The sequence below is a fragment of the Streptomyces sp. NPDC088400 genome (assembly GCF_044753355.1).
Classification (GTDB): Bacteria; Actinomycetota; Actinomycetes; order Streptomycetales; family Streptomycetaceae; genus Streptomyces.
Genome location: NZ_JBIVMZ010000003.1, coordinates 292542 through 308696 on the forward strand (window position 1 = coordinate 292542; position 16155 = coordinate 308696).

Consider the following 16155-nt stretch of genomic DNA (forward strand, 5'->3'; position numbering starts at 1 on the left):
TGGCTCATGGAGAGAGTGGAACGGGTCGGCGCGGCAGCTCACCCCGGTCGATGAGGCCGGTCAACCAGGCATGCAGCCAGGTGCGGTCCGGTTCGGGGAACAGCACGTCCAGGCGGGTGAGCAGGCGACGGGTGCGCCTGTGGTCGTAGCGGACATTGCGCTCCGGACGGCTCGCCCAGAAGTGCGCCAGAGCGATCTGTTCGTCGCCGCCGGCCAGATGGTCCGCGAACAGCGGCGCGAAGTCGGCGGCCTCGTCGGGATCCAGGACAAACCCGAGCTCGCGCAGGGCGGCGAACAGGTCCGCGTAGAGCACCTCGTGGTGCGTGTCGACATGGAAGGTGCCGCCGGACACCCGTTCGCTCCGCGAGATCGCCAGGATTCCTTCAGCCACCACATCCACCGGGCTGAGTGCCACCGTCCGCGCGTCGACCCTGGGCACACGGCCGATCTGTACCGTGGCGCGCAGGAGCTGGACCAGCCGGCTGTCACCGCCGTTGCGCTGGAAGCGGCCGGTGACCGAGTGTCCGGTGACGTTGCCCGACCGGTAGACGAAACCCGCGCCGCCGGCCGCGGCGAACTCGTGGACGATCCGCTCCGCGTCGTACTTGCTGCGCTCGTACTCGTTGAGGAAGCGCTGGCCGATGTTGAGGTTCTCCTCGGAGAAGACCGCCGGTTCGCCCTCCGGCCCGGTACCGCAGACCGCGAGAGTGGAAACGTAGTGCAGGTCCTTCGGCCGGCCGGTGGAGGCGAGAGCGACGACCGCACGCACCGGCTCGGTGTTGAGACGGATGAAGGTCTCGCGGTCGCCGAACAAGCGGGTATCGGCGGCAAGATGGTAGACGGCCTCGACCTCACGGACCAGCTGTTCGTACTCCTGGTCGGACAGGCCGAACGCGGGCTCGGCGAGGTCACCGGCCAGCACGGTGAGTCGGTCGGCGTAACGGTCGAAGTCGACATCGGGCAGGTACCAGGCGAGCGTCTCGCGCAGCCGCTCGGCGGCCGGGCGGCCGTCACGATCGCGGACCAGGCAGTGGATCGTGCCGCTGGTACGGGTGAGCAACAGGTGCAGGAGGTGGGCACCGATGAAGCCGGTGGCCCCGGTGAGGAGCACCGTGCCGTACTCGCGAACGCCGGTCCGTCCGGGGCCACCGCCGGCCGGCGGCTCGAACTGCAGCGTGCGCGGGACTTGGACGAGCAGACCCGTGGAGGAGCCGGGCTCCACCACGAACTGCCCTTCCTCCAGTGGAAGTCCGGCCGCCTCCAGCAGGTGCGCCCGGGTGTCGCGTGCCAGGTCGGCCAACTGCCTGACGTCGTGCGGGCGTGAGGGATAGGACAGGTCGACGACCAACTGGCCGTCGTACAGGCGCGCGGTGAGCTTGAGGGCGTAACCGCGGTCGTTCTCCGGCCCGCGGACAGGGCCGAGCCGGTGCCGTGAGGGCGACAGCCGAAGCTCGTCGTCCTGAGGGAAGGCGAGCGTGCCCAGGTAGTTGAAGCACACGTCGGTGCGCGTTGGCCGGCCATGGAGCCCGTGGGCGATGCCGAGTCGGGGCACATCCGCCAGCGCGACCTCAGCGGCCTTGACGGTAGCCGTGATGTCGTCGGCGACGGCAGCGATGCCGACCGGAAAAGTGGAGGTGAACCAGCCCACCACGCGGGAGACGTCAAGGGCCTCGTCAAGTGGGAGTCGTCCATGGCTCTCGACATCCACCACGATCTCGTCGGTGCCGCGCGCTGTGGCGAGTGCCTGGGCGAAAGCGCCGAGCAGGACGGCATGAGGGGGCAGCCTGGTGCTGTTGAGCGCGTCGGTCTGGGCGCGGGAGAGACGGAACCAGACCGTCTCGGCGTTGCCCTCGCTGTTGTCGTCGGCGAGGGCAGAGGCCGGAGCCGAGGTGGCGATATCGGCCCAGTGCGCGAGGTCGTCGGCCAGGACAGGTGCCTGAACGCGCAGGTGGGTCGCCCAGTCGCCGAAGTCGGTGGGTGCGGGAGCAAGGGACGGGGCTCTGCCGCGCAGCCGTTCGGCGTAGCAGTGGGCCAGGTCGCCGGTGACAATGCGCCAGGAGACGGCGTCGACGCACAGGTGATGGGCCACCAGCAACAGGTGGCTCCGTCGCGTGCCGAGGAACAGGTGGACCTGGAACAGGGTGCCGTCCTCGACCCGGATCCTCCGTTGGCAGGCGGTCGCCGTCTCCTCGATGTGCCGTTCGGCCTCTCCGGAGGTGACGGGCAGGGTGGAGCTGGTGAAGGGAGTGCCGGGCTCGGTGAGCACGCGGCGGACACCGCTCGATCCGGGGCGGAAAGCGGTGCGGAGCAACGGGTGCAGACGCATCACGTCGGCCACCGCGGCGGCCATGATCTCCGGTCGGACGGGCGGGTCGGCGTCCAGCAACAACGCTTGGTTCCACTGGTCGGGCTGGGAAAAATGCTGCCGGAAGAACCATTCCTGGGCGGGGGACAGCGCGGTGTCCTCGGCCACGAACGTAACCACCGGCCGGTCCGTGGTCGAGGGGCCCTCGCCCGCCGCGCCCGCCCGTAGCAGGGTGGCCAGGGCAGCTGCTGTGGGTTCGGCCAGAAAGGCGGCAGCGGACACCCGATGGCCGCGGGACTGCAGATCCGCTATCACCTGGATGGCATCGATGGAGTTTCCGCCGACCGACGAGAAGTCGTCGTGCGGGGTGAAGTCGTCGTGCCCCAGTTGGCGTCGCCAAGCCGTCAGCACCTCGTCGAGCAGCGGATCCTCCGAGGAACAACGGCCCCTTCGGCCCTCGGTGGGGCTCTCCTCGACCAACTGACGTAGCGTCGCGAGGTCGGTCTTGCCGTTCGCGGTCCGTGGGAAGGCTTCGAGCACTTCGATCCGGTCCGGGACCATGTACGAAGGCAGCACTTCCCGGGCCCGGGCTCGGAGCGAGGCCTCTCGCTCACCGGTACCCGGTGCGCTGACCACGGCGACCAGTCGGCCGTGCCCGCCGGTCAGCAGCATCGCGAGGGCGTCGGTGACGCCGGGCATCCGTCGCAACTCGGCTTCGACGTGGCCGAGTTCGACTCGGTGACCGCGCACCTTGACCTGCCGGTCGCCGCGGCCGAGGAACTCCAGCACACCGTGGGAGTCGGCCCGGACCCGGTCGCCGGTGCGATAGGCCACGCCGGCACCGGGATGTCGCGCGGCCACTTCCCCGGTGAACTCCGCCGCGGTGGCTTCCGGGGCGCCGCGATAGCCGAGTGCGACCGAAGGGCCGGCCACGTACAGCTCGCCGGTCGCGTCCCGTTCGTGGAAGGCTCCGTCCGGCGTGCGGACGAAGAGGCGGTTCGCACCCAGCGGGCGGCCGATCGGTACCGACGCCGCGTCGCCCAGGGCGTCGAGGTCGGTCTCGGAGGTGACGAGATGGACGGAGACGCCGACCGTCGTCTCGGTCGGGCCGTAGTGGTTGACCAGTGTGGCGGTGATACCGGAAGCGATGACTTTTCGGGCCAGCGGCAGGGGCAGGATCTCGCCGCCGAGCAACAGATGCCGGAGCCTTGGCCTGGTGGCACCGTCAAGCCCGTAAGCCTGGAACAGGACGCTCCAGTGCGAAGGCGTGGTCTTGAGGAAGTCGATCCCCTCAGCGTGCAGATAGTGGAGCAGACCTGCGGGGTCGCGCCGTGTGGCGTCGTCCACCAGATGCAGGGTGCCACCGGTCCACAGGGCGAGAAAGACGCACGTGTTGCCGAGGTCGGCGGCCAGCGTGGTGACGTGGGCATATTGGAGCGGCTCGGTGATGTCGAGCCGCTCCAGCAGAGACTCGGTGTAGTGCCTGATGTTGGCGTGCGAGACCATGACGCCCTTGGGCAGCCCGGTGGAGCCGGACGTGTGCAACACGTACGCGGTGTCCTGCGCGGCGGGGGTGGTCACACCCTCCTCGGGAGGCTCCCCTTCGTCCCCGGGGACGGTCTCGTGGACGGTCTCGTGGACATCGACCACGTCGAGTCCGTGTCGACGTAGTTCGTCGAGATACGGTGCCTCGCCGATCACCACGTCGGGGCGGGCCGCGGCGAGACGGCCCGCCCCCTCGGAGACCGGATCGGTCACGTCGACCACGGTGTATGCCGCACCGGCGGAGAGCGCGGCCAGGAGCGCGGCGACAGTCGCAGGCGTACGGTCCAGGTACACGCCGACGAGGTGCCCGCGGCCGACGCCTCGGTGACGCAGACGGCGGGCCAGTCGCGAGACCCGGACGTCGAGCTGTGCGTAGGTCAGACGATCGTGGCCCACGGCAACAGCCGTACGGTTCGGGTGGGCTCTCGCGTGCGCTTGGACGTGAGCCGGGAGCATCTACTGTCGTCCTCTGGGTGTCGACTCGTGGCCGGGCGGCTGGTGGTGGTGCGTCAGCTCCAGAACAGGAGCGGTTCCTGCGGGCCCTTGGTGACGATGAAGGTGCTGGCCCCGACCCGGTGCTGGTCCTTGGCCGGCGTCACCGCGTGCAGCTGACGGGGGCTGATGAGAATGAGGTCACCGGCTTCCGGGTGGATCTGAAGCGCCGGCTTCTCGATGGTGTCCGGGTCCAGGCCCTCGACCTCCAGGATCCGCTCCGTCTCTTCCGGAGTGGGCTCACGCAGCCAGAGCTGGAGATCGCCGCCCTCGTCCGCGGACTGCAAGTAGATGTTGGCGACGAGCTGATTGAGCACGCCTTCGATCTCGGGGGCGTCGGTCTCCTGGTCGATCGCGTCGTTGTGCGGCCAGAACTCCGAGGTGTTCGGCTGGAAGACGCGGAGGGCACCGACGAAGCAGGTCCGGTCCCGCAGGCGCAGCAGGTTGGCGCCTGCCGGCCACAGTTCCTGCAGCTCCAGTCGGATGCGGTCCACCGGCGCTATGTAGGGATGGAACAGCGAGCGGACGTCTTCAATCGCCGGGAGCGCCTGCTCGTGGTACTTGTCCGTCAGCTCCTTGTCCCATTTGGTATCGATGTGAGGCATGTAGACACGACCGACACTGCTGGTGTACTGCTTGTGGTAATGGCCGAGTTCCTGGTGATTGATTGCTTTTTTGGCGGCCTCGGCCGCGATCTCGATCGGGTAATAGCCGCGCACGTGGATCGCGGCGATCTCTCGGTTGGCCAGCTGGAGCAGCGAATCTGTGGTGAGTTCGTGCGCGACCGCGTTTGTCGCGGACCGTACGACGTCGGGCAGGGTGGTCACGGATAGCTTCCTCTCGGTGGGTGGCGCAGGGCTGGTGCGAAGGGGTGACCGTGCCGGGAACTCGATTTCGCGCCCATCCGGATCGGCATCAATGGCAAGACAGTCCGGATCAGAAGGAACGGAATTTTACCGACTTCAAGGCGGTCGGCCGGGAGATCAGCGAGTTGAGCCCCTTGCTCTCGGCCGGCCGCTCCCGGCGCCGAGCACGCCAGGTGACGTTCCATCGGCTGTCCAGGGAATCCATCCACTCCGCAGGCGTAAGTGTCTCGGCAATCGTCAACCCATGGTCCATGGCACTGCGCGTCTGTTTTCTCCGCGATTACTCGACGGTGAGCGAACTCGTATTCTTCTGTGGCACGCTGTGGGTGCCTGCCGCCGCCATCACGAGGCCGACGCAGATCGGTTTGCCGCCCCCTCCGCCGCCGGTGTCGCCATGTTCGTCAATGAAGCGCAAGTGGCAACCGCAGATCCGGGCCAGGGTCGGCTACTGCACAGAAATCTGCTGCTGAATAACGGGAAATATAGTGGATCGCACCACCCCGGGCGGCAGGAGGGCTTGAGAACCGGTGGACGAGGCGACATGTGCACTCATCACGATTCCCCACCGGCCGCGCAAGTGAAGCACAAATCGTTCAGAAATTGAACCACCAAGATCTCGCCATTGTGGCGAATATGCCACACGCACATCCTCACACCTCTTCACCTCCTGTTCCACGTAGCCGTGCAGTGACATCCCGGTGAATGGAGGCTTATCCAAAAGCTCCTAATCGCCCGGCATCACCGCTGGTCACTGGTTACGCTGCCCCCGAGTTTCACATAACCCGAAATCGGCGCTACCGGATTTGAGTCTGGGTGATCTTTCCCAGTCGTGTCAACGATGCAGCAATAGGAATCAGGGGAGGCCACGGGGTGACGATGTATTTTGAGCCCCGCACCCAGGATCGCCGGCAGGCGTTCGACCTGTTCGAGCACGGCTTGTCGATGGTGATCAAATTTTTCCCCAGCTTGGGAGGTTTGAGGTTCATGTAACTCCCCATCCCGGATCCTCCTCATTGGTCGTGGCCGAGAATTGTCCCGTAAATGACCACGGCATGCCGGTTGACCAGCGCCACTGCCCCTCATCCGGCCTGCCTGAGGTTGTACAGGCGGACGATGCCGAGCGTGACGTCTGGCCGCGCCGTCGCCTTTCAGGCGGTCCTCGCGGAGGATCTCCAGCTACTCGACGCGGGCGGCGAACGGGCCCGCCCGTCGTCTTGTTCGGGCACCATCCGCGCCCGATCGGTCGTGCTCCTCTTTGGAGTCTGGCTTGAATTGATCGTCTGCCCCGGCGCTTTGCAGGACTGCCCACTTCCGCTTCCCGGCAAGAACGCCCACTACATTGCCGCGATCAAGGCGAAACATCCACCCTGGTGTGGCAATGGCTCAGATGCCCGCTCTCACGGGATGTGTCCCTGCCCGAAAAGACCCGTGACTTGTTCAAGGCAGCGGTCGTGGCTCAACTTCCGAGTTCTGTCGTTGAACGGGGAAGTGTTGATTGGGGAAGTGTCAGCCGCCGCGTCGCGGACGCCTCGGTCATGCCGGCCGTCCCCTCCGGCAACACCCACGCCCCCGTGATGATCAGCGAGTGCTGCGCCGATTCCTCCTGGCGGGAACCTCCCGACGTCACAGAACAGCGTGCACCGGTCTTGCCTCGCCGATCCGGGCCCGTTACGTTGCGGCGGAGTTTCTGGCCAGGTGCGCGGTGCGTCCGGTGTACCGACGCTCGGGGTACGGAACGGACATCGGGTGACAGGTCGAGGCAAGGACCGGCAGGAAGCACAGCACGGCCTGCTCACGAACATCGCCACCGAGGCGGGGGTCTCGCTCAGCACCGTGTCCAAGGTGGTGCACCGGCGCCGGGACGTGGGCACGGCGACCCGGGACCGGGTCGAGGAACTGCTGGCGCGGTACGGGTACGTCCGCCCGTGGGAGCGGGATCCCGCGACGCCCCGGCAGATCATCGTCGTCTTCCGCGACCTGTCCGGCCCGTACACCCTGGAGGTCGCCCGGGGCATCGTGGACGCGGCCGGAGAGTTCGGCATCGACGTGGTCACCGGGACGACGAGCCGGCGGTCGGTCTCCGGGTGGCTGGAGGAGTGCGTGGCGCTCGGCGCGGCGGGGATCGTGATCGTGATCTCGATGCTGGCCGAGGAGGACCAGCGGCGGATCGTCGAGCAGCGGCTGCCGGTGGTGCTGATCGACCCTCTCAGCGCCCCTTCGGAGGACATTCCCAGCATCGGCGTGACGAACTGGAGCGGAGCCCGGGACGCCGTCCAGCACCTGCTGGCGCTGGGACACACCCGTATCGGCATGGTCGCGGGCCGCTCGCACTCGCTGGCGGGGGCGGCGCGGGTGCACGGTTACCGGGCCGCTCTGGAGGAGGCCGGGGTCGCCTACGACCCGGCGATCGTCCGCTCGACCGACTTCGACTACACCGAGGCGCTCGCCGCGAGTGGGCGGATCCTGCGGGCCCACGATCCGCCCACGGCCGTTTTCGCGGCCAGCGACGCGCAGGCGCTCGGCGTGCTGGAAGCCGCCCGGCAGCGAGGGCTCTCCGTACCGGACGACCTGTCGGTCATGTCCTTCGACGACACGCTCGTGGCGGCCATGGCCTGTCCGCCCTTGAGCGCGGTGCGCCAGCCGTTCGAGGAGCTGGGCCGCGAGGCGACCCGGGTGCTCATGGATCTCGCCGAGGGCCGGCCGCCCGCGGCGCCGCGCATCGAGCTGGCCACGGAACTCGTCGTGCGGACCTCGACGTCCCCGCGCGGCCGCGTCAATACCCCGTAGCCCGCGACTTCGCGAAACCCTTTCGCAACGTGCCGGTGACAGCTCGATGTCGCCTGCGAATACTGGCGTCCTGCCCCGCACCCCCGCTCCCCTCCCCATGGAACCCCCATCGAACCCCCAGGGAACCCTCATGGAACGGGGAGCGGGATCCCCCCGGTGAAGGGAACGCCGTTGAAAAGATCCTGGGCACGAAAGGTTTTCGCTTCGGCGACGGCCTTCTGCATAGGCGTGGCATTCGCCGTCGCCTCCGCGACGACCGCGTCGGCGTATCAGCCGAGCCCCGCGAACTTGTATACGGCGGACAACACCGCCGCGTGCAACAAGAGGCCGTGCGTGCTCTACCCGAAGTCGGCCCAACTGCCGAGCGGGCGGGTCGTGGCGACGTTCGAGAACAGTCAGAGCGCTCCGGTGGGCCAGACGCTGCCCGTCTACAAGAGCGACGACGACGGCACGACATGGGCGAAGCTGGCCGACGTCAAGGCTCCGGCGTACCTGTCGGGCGACAGCGCGTACGCGAAGTACACGAGCAACTGGACCAACCCGTATCTCTACGTGCTCCCGCAGGACGTCGGCTCCCTGAGCGCCGGCACGCTGCTGCTGGCGAGCATCGTCTCGGGCGACGACTCCTACTACCAGGAGCAGAAGGCCGCCAACTCCAGCTGGACGCCGACCGGTGACGGCGACCGCAAGGACGTGGCGCTCGCCCTGTACGCCAGCACGGACGACGGCGCGACCTGGAGCTTCAAGAACATCATCCAGGCCGGCGGCTGGCAGGGCGGCAGCGCGGGCAGCATCGGCCGCGTCTCGACCGCCAACAGCCACGCCCAGGTCGACCCCATCTGGGAGCCGCACCTGCTCGCCCACAACGGGAGGCTCATCGCCTACTACTCGGACGAGCGCGACTTCACGGGCTACGACACCAGCACCGGCGCCCCGACTCTCGACCCGGCCAACGACACGGCGAGGGACTCCGCCGGCCAGGTCCTCCTCCACCGCACCTGGAACGGCAGCAGCACCACGTCCTGGAGCAGTCCCGTCGTCGATGTCCCGGGCTCCACGGTGAGCATGGGCGGCGGCAAGACGGAGATCGGCGGCGGTCGCCCGGGCATGACGACCATCGCCCCGACGACCGATGGCAAGTGGCTTCTGACGTACGAGTACTGGGGCGGCGGGACGAACGTCCGCTACCGGATCTCCGACGACCCGACGAAGTTCTTCTCGGCCACGGACGCCGCGATCACCTCGCTGCCCGTGCCCTCGGGCGGGGCCACGCTGTCCACCGGCGGCAGCCCGGTCGTCCTCCCGATGCCGGACGGACGGATCGTCTACAACGCCTCCGGCAGCGGCGACGTCTGGGTGAACGAGTCCGGGCTGAGCACCGGCGCGTGGAAGCAGTACAAGACGACGATGCCCGGCGGGTACAGCCGTAACCTGCAGTACGTCGACGGCACGGGACGCGTCCTCATCCTCCAGGCGGCCTGGAGCGGCGGCAGCATCGGGCCGGTGAAGTACGCCGAGGTCGATCTCGGGCGGTCCGACGGCGCCTACTACAGTCTCGTCAACCGGCTGACCGGCCAGGTACTCGCCACCGCGTCCGGCAAGACACAGGACGCGAGCCTGACCGGGAACACCCCCGACCTCGTCCTCGGCGCCGCCAACTCCACGTCCGACACTCAGCGTTGGCACCTCACCACCAAGGGCGGCAACGTGACGCTGCTCAACAAGGCGGGGGGCCGCTCGGTCGCCATCTGGACCGGTACCGCGACGGCCGGGCAGAAGCTGGCCCAGTGGGTGGACGACGGAGCCACCGACAAACAGTGGACCCTCGCCTCTTCGACCAGCGGGTACTACAAGCTGCGCTCGGTCCTCAACACCAGCCTGTACATGACCGGTTCGACGGCGGGCGGCTCCGTCACCGTGGCCGCGTCGACCACCGACGGCTCACAGGACTGGCAGCTGGTCCGGGACCCCCTCCCCACGGACGCGGCCTTCATTCTGAAGGGCACGTACTCCAGCCGCTGCCTCGACGTCCCCAACGGCCAGACGGGCGTTCAGGCGCAGATCTACGACTGCTCTGGCAACGCCAACCAGACCATCACCCGGACCACGGCCGGCGAACTGCGCGTGTCCGGCAAGTGCCTGGCCGCCGACGGCGACGGCACCACCGCGGGCACCAAGGTCATCCTCTGGGCCTGCAACGGAAAGACCGGCCAGAAGTGGGCGTTCCGCGTGGACGGCACCATCGGCAACCGCTCCAACGGCCTGGTCGTCGATGTGACCGACTGGGGCACGGCCAACGGCTCGAAGGTCGCACTGTGGACCGGGCTGGGCAACGCCACCCAGCAGTGGAGCCGGGGCCAGGCCGTGTTGTAGAAGAGGGCGCCACCGTTTGAGAACAGGGCGCCACCGGATCGGACCGACCGGTGGCGCCGCCCTCGTTCACGCGTCCCCGCGGCTCACTCCCGTTCGACGGTCACCGGCACGGCGTGCTGCCGTAGGACCGTCGCGTCCCGCTCCTCGCCGACCAGCCGCACGACCACCCGCACCGGTGTGTCCAGGCTGGAGGAGCCCGCGTGGAGCACGATCTCGCCGGGCTCCACGATGCGGCGGCCGGCCAGGCCGGTGAAGGCCAGGCGGTCGGTGTGGACGTGGAAGCGGACCGTGGCCCGCTCGCCTGGGGCGAGGGCCACCTTGGCGAAGCCGAGCAGGGCGCGCACGGGCCGCGTGACCTGGGCGACCGGGTCGACGGCGTACAGCTGGACGGTCTCGGCGCCGGCGGCCGTCCCCGTGTTCCGCACCCGCGCGCGGACCGTGAACTCGCCGTCCGTCGGGACCTGTTCGCGGTCGACGGCGAGCAGGTCGACCTCGAAGTCGGTGTAGGACAGCCCGTGACCGAAGGGGAACGCGGGGGTGGGGTCCAGGTTGGACAGGAAGCTCTGCCGGTCGGCGAGCGCCGGGTGGAGGTAGGTGTACGGCTGTCCGCCCGGCGAGGCGGGGATCTGCACGGGCAGCTTGCCGCTGAAGTTCGCTCTGCCGGACAGGAGTTGGGCCACCGCCCGGCCGCCCTCCTCCCCCGGCAGGAAGACCTGCACCATGGCCGCGGCGGCCGACGCGAACCGGCCCACGGCATAGGGCCGGCCGCTGCTGACGATCAGCACCACGGGCTTCCCGGTCGCCAACACCGCCCCGACCAGCTCCTCCTGGACTCCCGGCAGCCGCAGGTCCTCGGCATCGCAGCCCTCCCCCGAGGTGCCGATGCCGAACATCCCCGCCTTGTCGCCGACGACGAGGACGGTGAGGTCGGCGGCGGTCGAGGCCGCCACGGCCGCCGGGATGCCGGAGCCGTCCTCGTCCCGGATCGGGCAGCCCTGGACGAACTCCCATTCCACGGACGGGAGTTCCTCGGCCAGCGCGGTACGCAGGGAGACCGCCTCGACCCCGTTGCCGAGGTCGTCGCGCTCGGCGAGGACGTGGTTGGGGAAGCTGTAGCAGCCGAACATGGCGCGTACGTCGTCGGCGCACGGGCCGATCAGTGCGATCCGGCCGCCGGCCGGGAGGGGCAGGGTCCCGTCGTTGGACAGCAGGACGGCGCTCGACCGCGCCACGGCGTGGGCAAGCCGGCGGTTCTCCGGCTTGTCCAGGTCGAGCCCGCCCGCGCGCAGGGCGGGGGGCCGCGGGTCCCAGTCTGCGTCAAGGAGCCCGAGCTCGGCCTTCTGCCGCAGCACCCGGCGTACGGCGCGGTCGACGAGGTCGTCGTCGACCGCGCCCTGTTCGACGGCGTGCACGAGGGCGTCGCCGAAGCCTCGCTGGTCGGGCAGTTCGACGTCCATGCCGGCGCGCAGGGCGAGCGCCCCGGCGTCGGACAGGTCGGCGGCCACCCGGTGGGCGCTGACCAGGAAGGGCAGGGACCAGTAGTCGGAGACGACGGTGCCCTCGAAACCCCAGGCGTCGCGCAGCACTTCGGTCAGCAGCCACCGGCTGGCGGCGGGCGCCTCGCCGTCGATCTCGGCGTAGGAGTTCATGACCGAGCCGACGCCCGCGGCGACGAGCCGTTCGAAGGGCGGGAGGATGACGTCGAAGAGCTCGCGGCGGCCCGCGTGGACGGGGGCGTGGTTGCGGCCGCCCATGGAGGCGGAGTATCCGGCGAAGTGCTTGAGGGTGGCGTACACCCCGGCGCTCTGCAGACCGGTGACGTACGCCTCCCCCATTTCTCCGACCAGGTACGGGTCCTCGCCGTAGGTCTCCTCGCAGCGTCCCCAGCGATAGTCGCGGATCACGTCGACGACCGGGGCGAGCCCCTGGTGGACGCCCGCCTCGGCCATGTCGGCGCCGATGGCCTCGCCGACCCGTCGGATCAGCTCCGGGTCGAAGGTGGCCGCCATGCCGAGCGAGGTGGGGTAGATCGTCGCCCCGTAGGCGGTGAAACCGGTCAGGCACTCATCATGCGCCATGGCCGGAATGCGGAATCTGCTCTGCGCCATGACCTGCCGCTGGTGTTCGGCGAGGAGACGGGCGTGTTCGAGCGCGGGCCGGGGCAGTGTGCCGTAGGGGCGAGTGAGCTGGCCCAGGCCGTGCCGGGCGGTATCGTCGAGATCGCCGACCCGGCCGAAGTGGTTGCTGCCCGGCGCTACTTCCGGGCCGTCGGCCTCGATGTCCTCCCAGGTGCTGCTGAGTTGCGCGACCTTCTCCGGCGGCGTGAGCCGGGCGAGCAGCGCCTCGACGCGTTCGGCGGTGGGCAGGGCGGGGTCGGTCCAGGGGCGGTCGTCCTCCCTCTGGGGGAGGCCGCCGTGGTCGGGCATGGTGGTCGTCATTCACGACTCCTCGGTGTCGCGCGGGCACGCCGACGGGGCCGGGCGCATGGCCAGGGCGTCGTGCGGAGATGAACTGCCCGGTGGTGGGGGCTACTTGGAGAACCCGGCGGTAAGTCCGGCGACGAGCTGACGGCGGGCCAGGATGAACAGGGCCAGCATCGGCAGGGTGGAGAGCACCACCGCGGCCATCGTGGCCGGTACGTCGATGCCGAACTGGCCCCGGTAGAGGGTCAGCGCCAGCGGCAGCACAGCCTTGTCGCCGCTCTGCGTGAGGATGAGCGGGAAGAGGAAGCCGTTCCAGACCTGGAGGCCGTCGTAGACGGCGACGGTCATCAGTGCGGGGCGGGCCAGGGGCGCCGCGAGCGAGAAGAGCATGCGCCAGTCGCCGGCCCCGTCGACGATCATCGCCTCGAACAGGGAGCGGGGCACGTCGCGCAGGAAGCTCACCAGGATCATCACGGTGATCGGCAGCGCGAACGCCGCCGAGGGCAGGACGATCGCGAGCAGGCTGTCGTACAGCCGCATCCTGATGATCAGCAGGTAGACCGGGATGATCACCGCTTGGAGCGGGATCGCCAGGCCCAGCAGGTACAGCCGGAAGGACACCCGGGAGAGACGGCCGCCGGCGCCCCGGACGATCGCGAAGGCGGCCATGAGGGCGACGGTGACGGTGAGGACGACCGTCCCCGCGGTGACGACGACGCTGTTGAGCAGATAGGTCGTGAAGTCGCCGTCCAGGACGGTCCGGTAGCTGTCGAGCGTCGGGGGGCCGGGGAGGGCCAGTGGGCTGTCGGTGGTGAAGTCGGCACGGCTGCGCAGGCTGGTGACGACCAGCCAGTAGACGGGTACGACGACGGTTGCCGCCCAGAGGAGCGCGCCGCTGCCGGTGAGGGCGCGGCGGAGGATCCGTGCCACGGACTTCGGCCGGACGGGCCTGGGTGCGACCGCTCCGGGCGCGGGGACGTCCGCCTGCCGGGTGACGGCGTGGATCTTGGTCACGGTGGTGCTCACATGCCCTCCTGCCGGCTGTCCATCCGGGTGAAGCCGGACAGGCGGGTGGTCAGCAGCGACAGGCCGAGGCCGAAGACCACCAGGAGGGTGGCGACGACACTGGCCCGGCCCATGTCGTGGGCCTGGAATCCGGTGATGTACATGGAGAGGGGAAGGACGCGGGTGGCGGTGCCGGGGCCGCCGGTGCCGCCGGACAGGACGAAGATCAGGTCGAAGTACGTCAGTGAACCGACGAGCATGAGCGTGCTGGAGGTGACCATCGTGTACTTCAGCTGCGGCAGGGTGATGTGCAGGAAGCGGGCCACGGGCCCGGCGCCGTCGAGCGCCGCGGCCTCGTACAGAGCCGTCGGGATCTGGCGTATGCCCGCCTGGTAGAGCAGGGCGTGGAACGGCACGAACTGCCAGGCGATCACGGCGATCACCGTGTACAGGGCCAGGTCCGGCGAGCCGAGCAGCGGCTTCGCCAGCCAGTGCAGGCCGGGCGTGGCACCGATACCGAAGGACGGATCGAGCAGCGCCTGCCAGGTCAGGCCGATCGCCACGGCGGACAGCAGCAGCGGGAGGAAGAAGAGGACGGCGAACAGCGCCCGCATCCTCCCCCTCGGTGCCTGGAAGACACCGAGGGCCAGCGCGATCGGTGTCTGGACCAGCCAGCTCACCGCCATCACCTTGACCGTGAGCCCCAGCGCCTGCCAGGTGGCGCCGTCGGTCAGGACTGTGCCCCAGTTGGCGAGGCCTGCCCAGCCGATGGAGCCGAGGCCGTCCCAGCGGGCGAGGCCGAGCGCCACCACCCCGACGAGGGGGACCAGACCGAACAGGCCGAAGAGAAGCAGTGCGGGGGCGGCCATGAGGAGGCCGCTGCCGGCGGCGCGGCCTCCTCTCCGGCGCGCCGGAAGAGTGACGGTCACGACCCCACCTTGCTCATGTTCACACCGAAGCCGGAGGGAGAGATCTGACGCAGGAACGACTTGTCGGTGTTGGTCAGCAGCGGGTCCGCCTGGTCCGACGGCAGTGCCTGATCCCAGGAGAGCTGGAAGCTCGGCGACTTCTCCACCAGGTCGTGGACGAAGGTCAGCCACGCCTTGTCGGACGACGACTTCACCGCCGCCAGCTTCGGCTCCAGGCCCTCGACCGGCGGGACGCTGCCGGCGGCGAGGTAGGCGTCGGTCTGGGAGTCGTTCAGGACGTAGTCCTTGAGGTACGTGAGGGCCGCGGGCCTGTGCTCGGTCGACGAGTTCAGCGACAGGAAGTTCGAGGGATTGCCGACAATGCTGTTCGGGTCGCCGGCACCGCCGGACAGCGACGGAAAGGCGGTGTAGCCGAGATCGCTCTTCAGGAAGTCGGGCGCGGCCTTGGCTATGTTGGCGTACTCCCAGGTGCCCATGACCTCCATGGCCGCCTTGCCGGTGTAGAGCAGGGCCGTGGAGGCGCCCTGGTCGTAGTTGACGGAGGAGGCGTTGTCCCCGAAGGCCCCGGACTTCGACAGGTCCTGGAGATACTGGTTGGCCTTGGTGACCGACGCGTCCTTCCACGCCGAGGTGTCACCGGAGGCGATCTTCGAGAACACCTCGGAGCCGCCCTGACGGTCGAGCAGGTACTCCAGGTACATCAGCGTCGGCCACTTGGAGTTCGCGGCGAGGGAGAGCGGCACGACATCCTTGGCCTTCAGCTTCTTCACGGCCGCCAGCAGGTCGTCGTACGTCTTCGGCGGCTCGACGCGCGCGTCGGCCAGCACCTTCTTGTTGTAGTAGAGGACGACCGGGGCGACGCCGTTGGCGGGCACGCCGTAGACCTTGCCGTCGAAGGTGGCGCTCCGCATCACGCTCGGGGTGAACCGGTCCGTGTGCGCCTCGGCCGCCGTCAGCGCGTCGACCTTGCCGGCCGTGACGTAGTCGTTCAGGGCCCCGCCGCCCCAGCTGAAGAAGATGTCCGGGGCCTGGTTCGCCCCGAAGGCGACGCGCAGCTTCTGCTTGTAGTCGTCGTTCGCGAACAGCCGCAGAGTGATCTTCTCGTCGGGGTGGTCCTTGTTGTAGGCGTCGACGGACTCCTTGAGAATCGTCTGGTCGTTGAGCGCCCACATCGTCAGGTTCTTCGCGGACGAGTCCGTAGACGATCGGGACGGTCCCGAAGTCCCGCACGCGGCAAGGCCCATGGCCGCCGTGAGGGCGACCGCGGACGCGACGAGGCGTCGCGTTCTCGGGCTTCCGAGACTTCCGTTGACCGGGATTCCCCGCATGGTGTGCCCCTCTTCTTCTCACATGCCGTCGGTGAGCCAGGCGGATCGGAGACCGGTACGAAAGCTTTTCGGGAGCCACGCTGCCGACGGCCTGCCTGCTGG

General features: G+C 69.0%; 9 protein-coding genes. 3 read left to right on the top strand and 6 right to left on the bottom strand.

The genetic code is table 11. The features are described 5' to 3' along the window. Positions 1-4: 4 nt before the first annotated feature. Together ACIQD6_RS09390 and ACIQD6_RS09395 are read right to left on the bottom strand one after the other, a co-directional pair. Complete coding sequence (locus ACIQD6_RS09390) at positions 5-4306, bottom strand: amino acid adenylation domain-containing protein (RefSeq protein WP_401880134.1); 4302 nt, start codon at positions 4304-4306, stop codon at positions 5-7. Positions 4307-4359: 53 nt separating this feature from the next. Beyond that, entirely contained in the window at positions 4360-5169 is an 810-nt protein-coding gene (locus ACIQD6_RS09395) for a 2OG-Fe(II) oxygenase (protein WP_401880136.1), read from the bottom strand. Positions 5170-5189: 20 nt separating this feature from the next. Here ACIQD6_RS09395 and ACIQD6_RS09400 point away from each other — a divergent pair, with 20 nt between their 5' ends. The 3 genes from ACIQD6_RS09400 (at position 5190) to ACIQD6_RS09410 (ending at position 10368) form a co-directional block, all read left to right on the top strand. Beyond that, positions 5190-5678, top strand: coding sequence for a hypothetical protein (locus ACIQD6_RS09400; RefSeq protein ID WP_401880138.1), 489 nt, complete (start codon positions 5190-5192; stop codon positions 5676-5678). A gap of 1276 nt (positions 5679-6954) precedes the next feature. Further along, positions 6955-7995: a LacI family DNA-binding transcriptional regulator gene (locus ACIQD6_RS09405; protein WP_401880140.1), complete on the top strand. Its 1041-nt coding sequence runs from the start codon at positions 6955-6957 to the stop codon at positions 7993-7995. Between the two features lie 228 nt (positions 7996-8223). After that, the gene (locus tag ACIQD6_RS09410; protein WP_401880141.1) at positions 8224-10368 is read left to right on the top strand and encodes an RICIN domain-containing protein; all 2145 of its coding nucleotides are present in this window, start codon (positions 8224-8226) and stop codon (positions 10366-10368) included. Positions 10369-10451: 83 nt separating this feature from the next. On the opposite strand, the gene ACIQD6_RS09415 is transcribed toward ACIQD6_RS09410, so the two are convergent. The 4 genes from ACIQD6_RS09415 to ACIQD6_RS09430 all read right to left on the bottom strand — a co-directional run bounded on the left by ACIQD6_RS09415 (position 10452) and on the right by ACIQD6_RS09430 (position 15897). Next, the gene (locus ACIQD6_RS09415; protein ID WP_401880142.1) at positions 10452-12806 is read right to left on the bottom strand and encodes a glycoside hydrolase family 3 N-terminal domain-containing protein; all 2355 of its coding nucleotides are present in this window, start codon (positions 12804-12806) and stop codon (positions 10452-10454) included. Between the two features lie 90 nt (positions 12807-12896). Continuing rightward, positions 12897-13817, bottom strand: coding sequence for a carbohydrate ABC transporter permease (locus tag ACIQD6_RS09420; RefSeq protein ID WP_401880144.1), 921 nt, complete (start codon positions 13815-13817; stop codon positions 12897-12899). After that, positions 13814-14665 (bottom strand): carbohydrate ABC transporter permease, encoded by an 852-nt coding sequence (locus ACIQD6_RS09425; RefSeq protein ID WP_401880777.1) that lies wholly within the window; start codon positions 14663-14665, stop codon positions 13814-13816. The genes ACIQD6_RS09420 and ACIQD6_RS09425 overlap by 4 nt, the downstream gene beginning before the upstream one ends. A gap of 56 nt (positions 14666-14721) precedes the next feature. Beyond that, positions 14722-15897: an extracellular solute-binding protein gene (locus ACIQD6_RS09430; RefSeq protein ID WP_401880146.1), complete on the bottom strand. Its 1176-nt coding sequence runs from the start codon at positions 15895-15897 to the stop codon at positions 14722-14724. Positions 15898-16155 lie beyond the last annotated feature (258 nt).

Bases quoted from the DNA above. Each gene is read 5' to 3' on its own strand.
- ACIQD6_RS09425 (WP_401880777.1), bottom strand. From the start codon at position 14,665: ATGGCCGCCCCCGCACTGCTTCTCTTCGGCCTGTTCGGTCTGGTCCCC.
- ACIQD6_RS09415 (WP_401880142.1), bottom strand. From the start codon at position 12,806: ATGACGACCACCATGCCCGACCACGGCGGCCTCCCCCAGAGGGAGGAC.
- ACIQD6_RS09430 (WP_401880146.1), bottom strand. From the start codon at position 15,897: ATGTGGGCGCTCAACGACCAGACGATTCTCAAGGAGTCCGTCGACGCC.
- ACIQD6_RS09390 (WP_401880134.1), bottom strand. From the start codon at position 4,306: ATGCTCCCGGCTCACGTCCAAGCGCACGCGAGAGCCCACCCGAACCGT.